Annotated in this window: 14 protein-coding genes; 1 reads left to right on the top strand and 13 read right to left on the bottom strand. The window is 69.9% G+C overall.

Annotation, left to right across the window (positions count from 1 at the left end; translation table 11 throughout):
* Positions 1-18 precede the first annotated feature (18 nt).
* The 13 genes from ACQUQD_RS28345 to ACQUQD_RS28285 form a co-directional block, all read right to left on the bottom strand.
* Positions 19-687, bottom strand: coding sequence for a hypothetical protein (locus tag ACQUQD_RS28345; RefSeq protein WP_428954970.1), 669 nt, complete (start codon positions 685-687; stop codon positions 19-21).
* On the bottom strand, positions 684-1181 hold the full coding sequence (locus ACQUQD_RS28340) for a hypothetical protein (protein ID WP_428957673.1): 498 nt from the start codon (positions 1179-1181) through the stop codon (positions 684-686). The genes ACQUQD_RS28345 and ACQUQD_RS28340 overlap by 4 nt, the downstream gene beginning before the upstream one ends.
* The gene (locus ACQUQD_RS28335) at positions 1181-2419 is read right to left on the bottom strand and encodes an MCE family protein (protein WP_428954969.1); all 1239 of its coding nucleotides are present in this window, start codon (positions 2417-2419) and stop codon (positions 1181-1183) included. The genes ACQUQD_RS28340 and ACQUQD_RS28335 overlap by 1 nt, the downstream gene beginning before the upstream one ends.
* The gene (locus tag ACQUQD_RS28330) at positions 2416-3561 is read right to left on the bottom strand and encodes an MCE family protein (RefSeq protein WP_428954968.1); all 1146 of its coding nucleotides are present in this window, start codon (positions 3559-3561) and stop codon (positions 2416-2418) included. Before ACQUQD_RS28330 ends, ACQUQD_RS28335 begins: the two co-directional genes overlap by 4 nt.
* Complete coding sequence (locus ACQUQD_RS28325) at positions 3561-4562, bottom strand: MCE family protein (RefSeq protein ID WP_428954967.1); 1002 nt, start codon at positions 4560-4562, stop codon at positions 3561-3563. Before ACQUQD_RS28325 ends, ACQUQD_RS28330 begins: the two co-directional genes overlap by 1 nt.
* Before the next feature lie 2 nt (positions 4563-4564).
* Positions 4565-5629 carry an MCE family protein gene (locus tag ACQUQD_RS28320; RefSeq protein WP_428954966.1) on the bottom strand — a complete coding sequence of 355 codons (1065 nt, stop codon included), beginning with the start codon at positions 5627-5629 and terminating at the stop codon, positions 4565-4567.
* Complete coding sequence (locus ACQUQD_RS28315; protein ID WP_428954965.1) at positions 5629-6690, bottom strand: MCE family protein; 1062 nt, start codon at positions 6688-6690, stop codon at positions 5629-5631. The genes ACQUQD_RS28320 and ACQUQD_RS28315 overlap by 1 nt, the downstream gene beginning before the upstream one ends.
* Positions 6687-7928: an MCE family protein gene (locus ACQUQD_RS28310; RefSeq protein ID WP_428954964.1), complete on the bottom strand. Its 1242-nt coding sequence runs from the start codon at positions 7926-7928 to the stop codon at positions 6687-6689. Before ACQUQD_RS28310 ends, ACQUQD_RS28315 begins: the two co-directional genes overlap by 4 nt.
* Before the next feature lies 1 nt (position 7929).
* Positions 7930-8736 carry an MlaE family ABC transporter permease gene (locus ACQUQD_RS28305; RefSeq protein ID WP_428954963.1) on the bottom strand — a complete coding sequence of 269 codons (807 nt, stop codon included), beginning with the start codon at positions 8734-8736 and terminating at the stop codon, positions 7930-7932.
* 7 nt (positions 8737-8743) lie between these two features.
* The gene (locus ACQUQD_RS28300) at positions 8744-9613 is read right to left on the bottom strand and encodes an MlaE family ABC transporter permease (RefSeq protein ID WP_428954962.1); all 870 of its coding nucleotides are present in this window, start codon (positions 9611-9613) and stop codon (positions 8744-8746) included.
* Positions 9614-9725: 112 nt separating this feature from the next.
* Complete coding sequence (locus tag ACQUQD_RS28295) at positions 9726-10733, bottom strand: ABC transporter ATP-binding protein (RefSeq protein ID WP_428954961.1); 1008 nt, start codon at positions 10731-10733, stop codon at positions 9726-9728.
* A gap of 430 nt (positions 10734-11163) precedes the next feature.
* On the bottom strand, positions 11164-11412 hold the full coding sequence (locus tag ACQUQD_RS28290; RefSeq protein WP_428954960.1) for a hypothetical protein: 249 nt from the start codon (positions 11410-11412) through the stop codon (positions 11164-11166).
* Between the two features lie 66 nt (positions 11413-11478).
* Positions 11479-12435 (bottom strand): hypothetical protein, encoded by a 957-nt coding sequence (locus tag ACQUQD_RS28285; protein WP_428954959.1) that lies wholly within the window; start codon positions 12433-12435, stop codon positions 11479-11481.
* A 479-nt stretch (positions 12436-12914) separates the two neighbouring features.
* Here ACQUQD_RS28285 and ACQUQD_RS28280 point away from each other — a divergent pair, with 479 nt between their 5' ends.
* A complete protein-coding gene (locus ACQUQD_RS28280) occupies positions 12915-13511 on the top strand; it encodes a hypothetical protein (protein WP_428954958.1) in 597 nt (198 codons plus the stop codon).
* The last annotated feature ends 13 nt before the right edge of the window (positions 13512-13524 follow it).

Genomic DNA, 13524 nt, shown 5'->3' with positions numbered 1-13524 from the left:
TCAGGGAGGTCATCGGGCTCACCGGGCCTTGATGTCGACGATCTGCCAGACGTCGTCGTGGAGTCGGGCGGTGACGGACAGCTGGGCGGCGGATGTCGTGGGTTTCTTCGAGCCGCGCCGCGCGGTCTGGTCGAGGAAGACGAGCAGGTGCGCGGTGTCGCCGCGCAGGCTGACGGTGCCGACCCGCACGGTCTGGGTGGTGAGGGTGACGCGCTGGCTGCGGACGTTCTCCCTGACCTGGGCGAAGAGCTGGGTGTACTGCCGCGCGGCCCGCCCGGACAGCACGGTGCGGGCGGACCGCTCGGTGGCGTCGGTGCCGCCGGGTGTGTAGGAGAAGACCTTGGCGAGGGCGCTGCTCACGTCGCCGTCGACCCGGGTCGTCGCCTCGACGTCGGTCAGGGCACGGTTGTCCGCGGCGGGCGCCGTGCGCAACTCGTGCGCCTGGTACAGGAGTACGCCTCCGGTGAGGGCCAGCAGGACCGAGCCGATGACGACCCCGAGGAACGGCCACCGGGGGCGTCCGGGACGGGTCGCCCGGCGGCCGCGCCACCGGCGCCTGCGCTCATCACCCTCCGGGCGGGTCGTGGTCGCTTGTTCCTCGGCGGCCGCGGGGGCCTCGTCCCCGTCCGCCCGGGCGTCGTCCGTCAGTACTCGCCCCGCCGCCCCGCCGCCCTCCCCCCGCGTCATCCGGACACCTCCGTCACCGGTACCGCGTCGAGCGCCTTCACCTTCCACGTGCCGTCGGACGCCCGGGTCAGGACCGCCTCCAGGCGTTTGCGGTCCGTCGACGCCGACTTCGTGCCCTTCGGGGTCGTCTCCACGCGGACGGTCGCGATGAGCTTCGCCGTGCCGGCCCGGTCGTCGAGCGCGGTGACCGCGGCGTCCGTGACGACGCCGCGCGAGGACGCCCCGGAGGCCGGGGACAGCCGGCCCAGCTGGGTGCGGAGCGGTCCGGACGTGACGGCCTTCCACGTGGTGACGCCGGCCCGGGCGCGCGCCGCCGTCGACGCGTCGAGCGTGGACAGCGTCGCGACGGCGGCCCGCCCGTCGGTCAGCGCCGCGTCCCGTGCCCGGCCGTACGCGAGGTCGTCGTCACCCCGCGCCTGCGCGTACGACCAGGCACCCGTCCCGCACAGTGCGAGCGCCGCGGCGAGCCCCACCCCCGCGAGGGCCCGGCGCATCATGAACCGCTCCCCGTGCGGGAGTTCAGGCCGAGCAGGTCCGCCATGCCGTCCGACGCGGAGGCCGCGCCCGACTCCGGGACCGACGGCAGGGACAGCGCGCCCGGCCGGGCCGGTTCGGGCACCGCGCCGCCCTTCGGCGCGTTCGCCGAGCCGCGCACCCCGACCCCGCTCGACGGCGCCGCGGTGCAGCGGGCGCCGGTGTTGAGGGCGGGCGCCGGGCTCAGGTCCGTACCGAGGCGGTAGCGCGTGCCGGAGTAACCGGCCGTACAGGGCAGAGGTTTGAAGAAAGTGACCGCCATGCCGAGGTTGACCTTCTTTCCGTCGACGGCCGTGGCCCCGGCCGCGACGGCCTCGGGGAGCTTGACGAGGAGTTCCTCGGTGCCGCGCTGCCGGGTGACCGCGACCTCGGAGGTGGTGAGGAGGTTGGCGAGGACGACGCCGAGCTCGGGGTTCACGTCCCGGAGCACGCCGCTGAGCTGGGTGGCGGCCTCGGGTGCGGCCATGACCAGCCGGCGCAGGTCCGTGTCGGAGTTCTTCAGCGTCGCCGCGAGGTCCTTGGCGCCGGACGCGAAGTCCTTGATCGCCTGGCCCTCCTCGGCCTGGGTGCGCAGCACGATCCGGCCGTCGTCGATGAGCTTCGTGGTCTGCGGCAGAGCGCGGTCGGCGGCCCGGACGAAGTCGGAGCCGTTGTCCAGGAGGACCTGGAGGTCCTGGCCGCGCCCTTCGAAGGCCTTGCCGAACTCGTCGACCACCGTGCGCAGGGAGTCCAGGGGCACCGATGTCGTCAGGTCGTCGACGCTCGCGAGGACGTCGGTGACCGGGCGGGGCACCGTGGTCGCCGACGGGTCGATGCGCGCGCCGTCGGCGAGGTAGGGCCCGCCGGTGCGGTCGGGCCGCAGGTCGATGTACTGCTCGCCGACCGCCGACAGGCTCGCCACGACGGCCTTGGCGTCGTCGGGGATGCGCGGCGCGGACTTCTTGATGCGCAGGTCGGCCTCGACGCCGTCCGCGGTGAGCCCGATGTCCCCGACGCGGCCCACCGAGACGCCGCGGTAGGTGACGTCGGAGTGCGTGAACAGGCCGCCGGTGCGCGGCAGTTCGACCTTGACGGTGTAGTAGTCGGCGGCGCCCACGTACCGGCCGAGGTCGGCGTAGCGGATACCGAGGAAGGCCAGTACGAGGACGGCGATGACGAGGAACGCGAGGTTCTTGAGCCGGACGGCGAGGGTGATCACCGGGCGCCTCCGCTCGACGGCAGGGGCAGCGGCGACGTCTGCCGCGCGGGCTTCCGGGCGGACTTCTGGGCGGTCGCCGTGGGGGTCGGCGTCGGGGACGCCTCGGTCAGCGGCGGGATCAGCTGCGTACCGGGCACGGCCGTGATGTCGAGGTACGTGTTGAGGTAGTCGCCCTTGACGCCGCGCAGCACCTCGTCGGTGAACGGGTAGGTGAGCAGCACCTGGAGCGAGTCGGGCAGGTCCTTGCCGGAGTCGGCGAGCGCCTTGAGGGTGGGCGCGATCGCCTTGAGGTCGGCGACCATGTCGGCCCTGCCCCGGTCGATGGTGTCGACGGCGACGCCTTGGAGCCGGTCGAGGGAGCGCAGCATCGTCATCAGCGAACCCCGTTGTTTCTCCAGGGTCTTGAGGCCGGGCGAGAGATCGGTCAGCACGGTCCCGACGTCCTCCTTGCGGTGCGCGAGCGTGGCCGACAGGCGGTTGACTCCGTCGAGGGCCGCGGTGATGTCGCCGCGGTGGTCGTCGAGGTCGGTGACGAGGGTGTTGACGCGGCGCAGCGTGGAGCGGACCTCGCTCTCGCGGCCGCCGAGGGCCGAGTTGAGTTCGGTGGTGATGGTCTTGAGCTGGTTGACACCGCCGCCGTTGAGCAGCAGGGACAGGGCGCCGAAGACCTCTTCGACCTCGGTGTTGCGGCCGGTGCGGGACAGCGGGATGCGATCGCCGGCGCCGAGCGATCCGGTGCCGTCCTTCGGCGCGACGAGCTGGACGTACTTCTCGCCGAGCAGGCTGGACTGTTCCAGGCGGGCGCCGGTGCCGGCCGGCAGGTGCACGTCGCCGTTGAGCCGCATCGTCACGCGGGCGGCCCACCTGCCGCCCCCGACCAGGGAGATGTCGGTGACGCGGCCCACCGCGACGTCGTTCACCTTCACCGCGGACTGCGGGACGAGGCTCAGGACGTCCTTCATGTCGGCGGTGATCGTGTACGGGTGCGGGCCGAGGTCGGCGCCGCCGGGGAGCGGCAGGTCCTCCATGCCGCCGAACGACGGCGTCGGCACCGTGATGACGCCCAGGGTCAGGAGGAAGGCGGTCGTGACGGCGAGTGCGGCGGCGAGTGCCGCGCCCTTGCGGGCTCCGGAGCGCGTCATCACTGGTCGCCCCCTGTCGCGGGCAGCGGCAGCAGCGGCCCGCCCGAGCTCAGCTCGTTCAGGTTGGCCCGGCCGTCCAGGGTGCGGTTCTTCGGGTCGTACGCGCTCACGACGTTCCCGGCGGCCAGCGGTGCGACGTCCAACGCCTCGGCGAGGGAGGCACGTTGGTCGACGAGGGTCTGGGTGAGGGGGACGAGCCGATCGACGTTCTTCTTCAGCTCGCCGCGGTTGTCGTTGATGAAGGTCTTGACCTGGCCGAGTGCCTTGCCGAGTTCCTTGAGCGCGCCGGCCAGGTCGTCCTTGTTGTCGGCGAAGTAGCCCGTGACGTCGTCGAGGTTCTCCTGCGCGGTGCGCACGCCGCCGTCCTTCTTCTTCAGCATCGTGGTGAAGGACTGGAGCTGGGCGAGGGTGGTGAACAGGTCGTCGCTGCTGCCGTTGAGGGTCTTCGCGGCCTTGCCGAACTGCTCGATGCTGTCGCCCATCGCGGTCCCGTTGCCCTTGAGGTTCTTCGCGCCGGTGTCGAGCAGTCCGGACAGCGCGCCCTCGGCGTTGGCGCCACCGGGCCCGAGGGCCTTGCTCAGCTCGGTGACGCTGTCGTAGAGCTGGTCGATCTCGACGGGGGTGCGGTTGCGGGTCGCGGGCAGGGTCGCCCCGTCGCGGAGTGCGGGCCCGGTGGTGTAGGCGGGCGTGAGCTGGACGTACCGGTCGGCGACGACGCTGGGCGCGACGGCGACGGCCCGCGCGCCGGCCGGCACCTTCACCCCGTCGTCGAGGTCGAGCGTCACCCGCACCCGGGTGCCCTCGGGCTCGACGGATCCGACCTTGCCGACCCGTACCCCGAGGATGCGCAGGTCGGATCCGGCGTAGATGCCGACGGCCCGGTCGAAGTAGGCGGTGATGCGGGTGCCGTCCGGGCCGGTGGCGCGGACGCCGACGATTCCGGCGGCGATCAGCAAGGCGAGCGCGAGCCCGCCCCCGAGCAGCTTGCGACGCGTCGTCATGGTCAACCACCGGCCTTCACGTCGTACGTGCCGTTCTTCGGCGGCATGCAGGAGGTCTTGGGCAGCGACTGCTCGGGCAGGTAGTTCCGGGGCACGACGCCGCAGAGGTAGCTGTCGAACCAGCGGCCGTTGCCGAGGGTGTTGCCGATGAGCCGGTAGTAGGGGCCGACGAGCGCGAGGGTCTTGTCGAGCTTGCCCTGGTTCTTCTCCAGGACGTCCGTGACCCGGCCCAGGGCCTTGAGGGTCGGCCCGAGCTGCTTCTCGTTGTCGTCGACGAGGCCGCCGAGCTCCCGGCCGAGCGCCTCGCTGCCGCTGAGCAGCGCCTTGATGGCGGTGCGCCGCTTCTTCAGTTCTCCGAGCAGCGACCCGCCGTCGTCGATGAGCGTCTCGAAGCTCGACTTCTTCGTCTGCAGGGTCTTCGTGAGCTTCTTGCTGCCGGCCAGGAGCTGGGCGAGTTCCGTGTCGCGCGAGGACACGGTCCTCGACAGCGCGGACAGGCCCTTCACGGCCGCCTTCACGTCGGGCGGCGAGTCCTTGAAGGTCTCGGAGATCGTCTCGAAGCTGGCGGCGAGCTGTTGGGTGTCGATGTCGTCGATGGTGCCGCTGAGGTCCTCGAAGGCCTGTGTGACGTCGTACGGGGAGGTGGTGCGGGACAGCGGGATGCGGGTGCCCGGGTCCTGGCGGGCGCCGCCGACCGGGTCGAGGGCGACGTACTTCTCGCCGAGCAGTGTCTTGATGGCGATGGCGGCGGTCGTCCGGTCGCCGATCCAGGTGCTCTTGTCCTTGATCTCGAAGGAGACCTTGACCTTGTTCCCGTCGAGGGCGACGCCGGTGACCTCGCCGACCTTCACGCCGGCGACGCGCACCTCGTCGCCGTCACCGAGCCCGGCGGCCTCGGTGAAGTCGGCGGTGTATCCGGTGCCGCCGCCGACGACGGGCAGGCTGTTCGCGTTGAACGCGGCGAGCGCGAGCAGGGCGATCACCACGAGGCCGACGAGGGCGACGGCGACGGGGTTGCGCTCCTTGACGGGCCTCAGCCGGGGCCGTCTCAGGGCCGGGGTCCGCATCACTGGCACCTCGCTTCGGTGACGGAGATGCCGGTCGGCGGCTTCGACCCGTCGGACATGGTGACCCCGCCGACCTTCGCCTCGCAGAGGTAGAGGTTGAACCAGGAGCCGTACGAGGACAGGCGGGACAGGGCGGTCAGCTTGGCGGGGGTCTTGTCGAGGAAGTTCTCGATCTGCGGGATGCCGTCCCCGAGTGAGGTGGAGAGCCGTCCCAGGTGGTGGATGTCGTCCTTCAGGGGCCTGCGCGCGTCCTGGAGGAATCCGGCGGTGACCGTGGTCAGGTCGCCCATCGCCTGGACGGCGTCGCCGAGCGGTTTGCGGTCGCCGTTGAAGCCGGAGACGAGTTCCTTGAGGGTGGTGACGAGGTCGTCGAACTGGTCCTCGCGGTCGTTGATGGTGGTCAGGACGTCGGTGAGATTGCCGACGACCTCGCCGATCACCTGGTCCTTGGCGGCGACGGTCGTGGACAGCGAGCCGACGTGCTCGATGAGGCTGTCGACGGTGCCGCCCTCGCCCTGGAGGACCTTCACGATGGACCCGGCGAGGTCGTTGACGTCGTGCGGTGACAGTCCCTCGAACAGCGGCTTGAACCCGTTGAAGAGGAGCGTCAGGTCGAGGGCGGGTGTGGTCCGGGCGAGCGGGATGGTGGCGCCGGGGTCGAGCTCCCCCGTGCCGTCCCCGGTGCCGCGGTCGAGGGCGACGTACCGCTGGCCGACCATGTTGAGGTACTTCACGGCGGCCGTGGTGGTGCCCGGCAGGCGCCGGTCGCGGGCGACGGTGAAGGTGACCTGGGCGGTGCGCCGGTCGACCACGCGCACGTCGGTGACCTCGCCGACCTTGACGCCGGAGATCCGTACGCCGTCGCCGTCGATGAGCCCGGTGACATCGGTGAACAGGGCCTTGTACGTGGTCGTGTCCGTGCCGACGCCGGAGTTGGCGATGCTCAGGCCGAGCACGGTGGTGGCGAGGGCGGTGACGAGGACGAAGATCAGCGACTTGGTCAGCGGTCCGGCGAGGGAGCGCCGTTTCAGGTGGGCGAACTCGGTTTCTTCCGTGGTCACTTGAGCTTCACCTCCGTCCCCCGGTACACGGGCCCGGCGAGCAGGCTCGACCAGTCGGGCAGGTCGTCGGGCGAGGTCTTGGCGGCGGGCGCGATGAGCTCGTTCACCAGGTCGTTCTCCTGCGGCGAGTTGGCGGGCCCGAGGTCCTGTTCGGCGGAGGCGGTCGCGGTGACGGGCGCCCGGGCGGTCGACGCCCCGAGGTACGGCACCGGGTAGCAGTGCGGTCCGCCGCCCGAGGTGTACGCGGGGGCGTCACGTCCGGGCTCGTAACTGCCCCTGGACGGGACGGTGGTGAGGTCGACGTGCAGTCCGGGCTGGTCGGTGCCCTTGCCCAGCACCTTGTCCATGCGCGGTACGAAGTCGGCGAGGGTGCGCAGGGTGCACGGGAAGGACGGCGCGTACTCGGCGAGCAGTTCGAGGGTGGGCCGGGACGTGGCGGACAGCCGGATGATGTTGTCCTGGTTGGCGCGCAGGAAGGCGTCGAGGTCCTCGGCGGCGCGGGTGGTGTTGCCGTAGGCGCCGGCGAGGTCGCTCTCCTTCTCGGCGAGGGTGCCGCTGGTGGTGGTGAAGTCGGTGAGCGCGTCGATGATGCCGGGCGCGGCGTCGGCGTAGACGTGCGAGACCTTGACGAGCTGCTTCAGGTCCTCGTTGAGGGTCGGCAGGTTCGGGTTGAACTTCCGCAAGTGGGCTTCGAGTTGGGTGAGGGTGTCGCCGATACGGCTGCCGCGCCCTTCGAGTGCCTGCGACACGGCGGACAGCGTGGACGACAGTTTCTGCGGCTGTACGGCGGTGAGCATGGGCAGGACGTCGTCGAGGACCTGCTGCAGTTCGATGGCGTTGGCGGACCGGTCCTGCGGGATGACGGCCCCGGCGGTCAGCATCCGCGTGCTGGGGTCGCCGGGCGGGACGAGGGCGACGTACCGCTCGCCGAAGAGGGTCGTGGGCAGCATCTGGGCGCGCACGTCGTCGGGGATGTCGTCGAGGGCGCCGGGTTCGAGGGCGAGGGTGAGCCGGGCGCCGGTGGGGGTGGCGTCGATCTTCCGTACTTCGCCCAGTACGACGCCCCGCAGCTTCACCTCGGCGCCGAGGTGCATCTCGTTGCCGACGCTGCCGGTCTCGACGACGACGTCGTCGGAGGCGACGAAGTCCTTGTTGTAGACGGCGACGGCGAGCCAGATGAGCAGTGCGGGCACGACGAGGAACACGAGGCCGGCGAGCCGGCGGCGCAGGGTCTCCATGTCAGCCCGCCACCTTCACGGTCGTCGTGGCGCCCCACAGGGCCAGCGACAGGAAGAAGTCGGTGACGGAGATGAGCACGATGGCGTTGCGCACGGACCGCCCCACCGCGACGCCCACACCGGCCGGACCGCCGCTCGCCCGGAACCCGTAGTAACAGTGGGCGACGATGACCATGACGCTGAAGATCAGCACTTTGAGCACCGACAGCAGTACGTCGGTCGGTGACAGGAAGAGGTTGAAGTAGTGGTCGTACGTGCCTTGCGACTGCCCGTTGAAGACGACGGTGACCAGGCGCGAGGCGAGGTACGAGGAGAGCAGGCCGATCGCGTAGAGCGGGATGATGGCGACGACGCCGGCGATGATGCGGGTGGTGACGAGGTACGGCATCGACCGCACGCCCATGCCTTCGAGCGCGTCGACCTCTTCGTTGATGCGCATGGCGCCGAGCTGCGCGGTGAACCCGGCGCCGACCGTGGCCGAGAGCGCGAGGCCGGCGACGAGCGGGGCGATCTCGCGGGTGTTGAAGTACGCGGACACGAATCCTGTGAAGGCGGCGGTGCCGATCTGGTCGAGGGCGGCGTACCCCTGGAGGCCGACGACGGTGCCGGTGGCGGCGGTCATGGCGATCATCACGCCGATGGTGCCGCCGATGACGCCGAGGCCGCCGGAGCCGAAGGCGACCTCGGCGAGCAGCCGCTGCACTTCCTTCGTGTACCGGACGAGGGTCCGCGGTATCCACACCAACGCACGCACGTAGAAGAGGAGTTGGTCGCCACCGCGGTCGAGCCAGACGAGGGGGGAGGTCATGACGGGTTCAGCCTCCCTTCGGCGGAACGATCTGGAGGTAGATGCCGGTCATCACCATGTTCACGAAGAAGAGCAGGATGAACGTGATGACGACGGACTGGTTGACGGCGTCGCCGACGCCCTTCGGTCCGCCGCGCGGGTTGAGCCCGCGGTAGGCGGCGACGATCCCGGCGATGAACCCGAAGATGAGGGCTTTCAGCTCGCTGATGTAGAGGTCGGGGAGCTGGGCGAGCGCGGAGAAGCTCTGCAAGTAGGCGCCCGGGGTGCCGTGTTGCAGGACGACGTTGAAGAAGTAGCCGCCGAGGGTGCCGACGACGGACACCATGCCGTTGAGCAGCAGCGCGACGAACATGGTGGCGAGCACGCGCGGCACGACGAGCCGCTGCACGGGCGAGACGCCCATGACGGTCATCGCGTCGAGCTCTTCCCGGATCTTCCGTGACCCGAGGTCGGCGCAGATGGCGGAGCCGCCGGCGCCCGCGATGAGCAGGGCGACGATGAGCGGGCTGGCCTGCTGGATGACGGCGAGCACGCTGGCGCCGCCGGTGAAGGACTGCGCCCCCAACTGCTTTGTCAGGCTGCCCACTTGGAGCGCGATGACGGCGCCGAACGGGATCGACACGAGGGCCGCCGGCAGGATGGTGACGCTCGCGATGAACCAGAACTGTTCGACGAACTCCCGGAACTGGAAGGGCCGCCGGAACACGGCGCGGCTCACCTCGGCACCGAGTGCGAACAGTTTGCCGGTCTGGCGGAGGGGGGCGAGGAGCGGGTTCGGCGCGCGGGTTGCCGCGCGGCGCCGTGCGGCGGGCGGGGCGGGCGGTTCGCTCGGCGGCGGGGGCGGGGTCGGCGAAGTGGGCCGCTGATCAAGGCTCATTGGACAACCCCGCCAGGTATGCGCCCCGCCAGGGGCGCGGGGAACTGCGCGAGCGACCACGACGAAGGTCGCACCCGGCGTACCAGAGACGAGGGCAGACGAGAAGCCGATCTCACAGCGCACCCCCAGCCCGGGGCAACACGGCAGTCGGCTCCAGCGCATCGGCACCGTATGTCGCCCGAATCGCAGCAGCCGCCGACGCCGGCAAGGTGTCCAGCATCCCGAGCACCCGCGCTCGGCGCCGAGCAACAGCGGCGCGCTCCCCCAAGCCCGGAGAGGGCTGAAGCTGCGGCACCAACTCCCTCGGCACCGGAACCGCTCCACCGCCGGAGGCCTCAGCGGCCAGCGTGGCCGCGTCCTTCTCCTCCGACATGCCGATCGGCCCCGCCTTGCTGGCGGTGAGGAACTGCGCGACGACCGGCTCCCGGCTGGTCAGCAGGACTTCGCGCGGCCCGAAGGTCACAAGGTTCCGGCGGAACAGCATCCCCATGTTGTCGGGCACGGTCGCCGCGATGTCGAGGTTGTGGGTGACGATGAGCATCGTCGCGTCGATCTGCGTGTTCAGATCGATCAGCAGCTGCGAGATGAAGGCGGTACGGACGGGGTCAAGCCCCGAGTCGGGTTCGTCGCAGAGGATGATCTGCGGGTCGAGGACGAGGGCCCGCGCGAGCCCGGCCCGCTTCCTCATGCCGCCGCTGATCTCACCGGGCAACTTCCCCTCGGCGCCCAGGAGTCCGACGACGTCGATCCGCTCCATGACGATGCGGCGGATCTCGGATTCCTTCTTCTTCGTGTGCTCGCGCAGCGGGAAGGCGATGTTGTCGAAGAGGTTCATGGAGCCGAACAGGGCGCCGTCCTGGAACATCAGGCCGAACAGCTTCCGGGCCTCCATGATGTCCCGCTCGGGGCTGCGCGCCATGTCGACGCCGTCGACGAGGACGCGTCCCCGCTCGGGCTTGAGCAGACCGATCAGCGACTTCAGGAAGACGGTCTTGCCCGTGCCGGAGGGGCCGAGCATGACGCTCACCTCGCCGGCGGGCAGGGTGAGACTGACGTCCTGCCAGATCTGCTGCTTGCCGAAGGACTTGGTGAGCCCCTCGACCTTCACTTCGATTCCCATCGCTTCTCACCTTCAGCGAGCGAACTCGGCAGCGCACGGTAATTCGCTTCATACGTGCCGGACAAGATCTCGGAGCGGTCGCCCCGAATCTTCCTGAAAACTTGTCATCCGGTGACAAGAGCCGGGTTCTCTCCTGTCGGAAGATGAGTGAAAACACTGAGTCCTGGGAGTTGCCCCGTAGTTCGCGGCGGGGCCGCACCTCACCGGGGGTGCGGTGAAAGATGGGGCCCCGCCACGGAGATGCCGGTCAGGAAGGAGGGTTCCGGCCGGTATCTCTTGCACCTCCTGGCCAACGGGGGGGCGCCGACCAGGAGAGGAGGAACTTTTCCCGACGTTACGGCCGAGTAACCTCGGCTAGCAATAGCGGTTCGGCAATTTTGCGCTACACAGTCAAGGCCGTCCGGTTTTTTATCACCGGGCTATAAGGCGGTCAGGCGGGTGGGGTGATTACCTGCTTCGGGCTGAGGGTGTAGGTGGACTTGACCGTCAGCGCATCGCCGGGCTTGACGAGCCCTAGGCATGAGGCACTGGCGCCGGCCACGACTTGGCCGGCGGGCACTCCGTTGAGTCCGGTTGTCAGCTTGCCGGTGGCGTTGTCGTACTGCCCGTAAAGGGTTCCGGTCCACTTCACGGCACAGCCGGTCGCGGACCAGTTGAGCGTGATCCCGCTGATGGACACGTCGATTGCGCAGCGCGGCGACGAGCGCGAACCCAGCCGTCACCGCCCTGCGCAGCAGCGCCCGCATCACTTGACCGCCGAGTGCCAGTACTGGGAGAAGGTCTTGCCCTGGTTCGGGGCGGTGGCGCCCGGGTCGTTCAGGGTGCCCAGGTAGGTCGAGGTGTTGTTGAGCTTGACGCTGTTGACGCCCGAGGCGGCCGGGAGGCCGGACTTGAGGTTGACGGCCCAGTTGAAGGCGCCGAGCCCGAGGGGGCCGCAGCCGCTGGCGCCAGGGGCCGCGAAGGTGAGGTCCTGCTGGGTCGAGCCGGTCAGCGCGAGCCGGCCGAACGGTCCCTCCGGATTGGGCGTGCCGTTGGACGTGGCGTTGTCCGCGGCGATGCTCGGCGCCGCCGCGTTCCCCGGGCGCAGGACGACCGGCGCGGACTTGGTGCCGATGTAGCAGTTGCCGCCGATGAGCGGGTTGCTGAGGTGGATGCGGACCGGGATCGAGATGATCGGCACGCCCTCGGAGACACCCGCGAGCAGCTGGAAGTCGGAGGGGGTGCCCACGGACTCGACCGTCGCGACGACCCGGTTGAGCGTGCTGTTGGTGATCTGTCCGCAGACGGCGCTGACGACGGGTACGGAGCTGGGGCACATCAGTCCGAGCAGGCCGCCGGGCAGGTCGGCGGGGTCGGCGATGAGCGCGCCGTCCGACGGCGCGACCACCGAGTTGGTGCCGTCGGAGTGGGTGACGATGCCCACCTGGAGGTCGGTCTTGCCGGTCGGGACGACCGAGCTGCCGATCTTGATGACGCCGCTGGCCGAGCTGGAGGAGACGCACGTCGCCTGGTTGTCGATGCCGTCGGCGCCCAGCATGGCGGCGTTGTCGACCGGGCAGCGGTTGAACGGCGCCCAGTTGCCGTTCAGCTGGCCGGCGGCCGAGGCCGGGGCCACCGCCGCCAGGGTCGCGATCGTGGTGGCGGCGGCCACCGCGGCCACGCGTGCGGTGCGGGCGGCGGACACACGTCTGACTACGGACATGAGGTGTTTCCCTTCGGAGGCGAGGGGTGCCGGCGGGGCGAAAGGCCGCGAGCAGAGAGAGGCCGGAACCGGGACGTTACTCACGAGGAAACCAAAACGGCAATGGACTTGCTGACAGATTTTTTACTACCGGCGCGTTTATCGCGGAGTGAGTAAATCGCGCACAGTGGTGCGCACTTACTGAGCATTTCGCGGCCCCGCCGGAAAAGTACTCACCCACCGACAAACCTCCGAAGCTCAACTGAGCGCCCCCGGACAAGAAACGGACGTGAATAAATCTGTCGGAGGGAATCCGGGCATTCCCCATTGCGGGGCGAGGTTACTTGCTCGTAACGTCCATCGGCAGGCGACGGACAAGCCATCCCCGCAATCTTGGCCAGGACGTCCGCGTGGAGTGTGCACCGCAGTTCTCCCCCGACCGGTGGACCGCCGGACGGGATTCCGTACCGCTCGCACTCAACCCTCTGGAAGGATCCACCGTGCGCAGATTCACCAGAAACACCGCGATCGCCGCAGCGTCCCTCGGCGCGGCTCTCGGGCTCTCCGTCTCCTCGGCCTCGGCCACCGCGCTGGCCACGTTCACCGTGACCGGCGGCGGCGCCTACACGGCCACGGCCACCAACCCGACCCTGTCCGTGCCCTCCGCCCTGCTCCAGTGCGCGTCGTCGACGGCCACGGGCAGCGTCCCGAACGGCACGGGCCTCTCCGGCACCCCCATCGGCACCATCGGCACCATCGGCTTCTCCAGCTGCACCGTGGCGGGCATCCCCTTCACCGTGACGGCCAGTGCGCTGCCGTGGAACATCAACGTGTCCAGCATGACCGGGACCGACCAGGCCAATGGCACCATCACCGGCATCAGCGCCACCATCACCGGTGTCGGCTGTAACGCGAAGTTCGCGGGCAGCGTCAACGGCTACTACAAGAACAGCACGCACACCCTGTACGTCACGGGTGGCGGTACGCTCGCCGCCCAGACCGGTGCCAGCTGCCTCGGTCTGATCAAGGCCGGCGACAAGGCGAACTTCCTCGGCAACTACGTCCTGAACACCTCCCCGGTCATCAAGTCCCCGTGATGCTCTGACCCCT

The organism is Streptomyces sp. cg35 (genome assembly GCF_050410835.1).
GTDB lineage: Bacteria > Actinomycetota > Actinomycetes > Streptomycetales > Streptomycetaceae > Streptomyces.
The sequence above is the reverse complement of the archived record's forward strand: the minus strand, read 5'-3'. Positions and strand labels throughout refer to the sequence as shown.

Excerpts from the sequence above, each read along its gene's own strand:
- ACQUQD_RS28345 (WP_428954970.1), bottom strand. The coding sequence starts at position 687 with ATGACGCGGGGGGAGGGCGGCGGGGCGGCGGGGCGAGTACTGACGGAC.
- ACQUQD_RS28340 (WP_428957673.1), bottom strand. The coding sequence starts at position 1,181 with ATGCGCCGGGCCCTCGCGGGGGTGGGGCTCGCCGCGGCGCTCGCACTG.
- ACQUQD_RS28330 (WP_428954968.1), bottom strand. The coding sequence starts at position 3,561 with ATGACGCGCTCCGGAGCCCGCAAGGGCGCGGCACTCGCCGCCGCACTC.
- ACQUQD_RS28325 (WP_428954967.1), bottom strand. The coding sequence starts at position 4,562 with ATGACGACGCGTCGCAAGCTGCTCGGGGGCGGGCTCGCGCTCGCCTTG.
- ACQUQD_RS28320 (WP_428954966.1), bottom strand. The coding sequence starts at position 5,629 with ATGCGGACCCCGGCCCTGAGACGGCCCCGGCTGAGGCCCGTCAAGGAG.
- ACQUQD_RS28310 (WP_428954964.1), bottom strand. The coding sequence starts at position 7,928 with ATGGAGACCCTGCGCCGCCGGCTCGCCGGCCTCGTGTTCCTCGTCGTG.
- ACQUQD_RS28305 (WP_428954963.1), bottom strand. The coding sequence starts at position 8,736 with ATGACCTCCCCCCTCGTCTGGCTCGACCGCGGTGGCGACCAACTCCTC.
- ACQUQD_RS28300 (WP_428954962.1), bottom strand. The coding sequence starts at position 9,613 with ATGAGCCTTGATCAGCGGCCCACTTCGCCGACCCCGCCCCCGCCGCCG.
- ACQUQD_RS28295 (WP_428954961.1), bottom strand. The coding sequence starts at position 10,733 with ATGGGAATCGAAGTGAAGGTCGAGGGGCTCACCAAGTCCTTCGGCAAG.
- ACQUQD_RS28285 (WP_428954959.1), bottom strand. The coding sequence starts at position 12,435 with ATGTCCGTAGTCAGACGTGTGTCCGCCGCCCGCACCGCACGCGTGGCC.